1 protein-coding gene is annotated in these 321 nt (G+C 48.9%); it reads left to right on the top strand.

Going from position 1 to position 321, the window contains the following annotated elements; translation table 11 throughout:
* A partial coding sequence (locus tag RCF13_RS17895; protein ID WP_308141422.1) for a hypothetical protein occupies window positions 1-321 on the top strand: 321 nt, incomplete at both ends.

The following is a 321-nucleotide window of genomic DNA, read 5'->3' as shown; positions in this document are numbered from 1 at the left end:
TGGATACAAGAGAAACATGAAGGCAATGAAAGCGAGGCGCTGAAGGATGCTCTGTTTGTGAAATGCTTTGGCACGAGTGCCGAGAATGAGGACGCTGCGGCCGGGCAACTTATTTTTTTTGATGCGTTTCCTGCAACATCTTACACGATCGTTCTCGATGTACAAACGCCGCATTTCAAAGAATATTATGAAACCAAAGGGGATAAGCAGCCAACGGATGCTCTATCTCCCGTCCCTATCTTCATTCCGGCGGTCACGAAGACGGAGTTTACGATTTTCATTGGCTCTGCGGAGGGGCGGCTTGCAGAGGAAGAGATAAGC

It is taken from the genome of Stenotrophomonas maltophilia group sp. RNC7, assembly GCF_030910085.1.
Lineage (GTDB): Bacteria > Pseudomonadota > Gammaproteobacteria > Xanthomonadales > Xanthomonadaceae > Stenotrophomonas > Stenotrophomonas sepilia.
The sequence above is the reverse complement of the archived record's forward strand: the minus strand, read 5'-3'. Positions and strand labels throughout refer to the sequence as shown.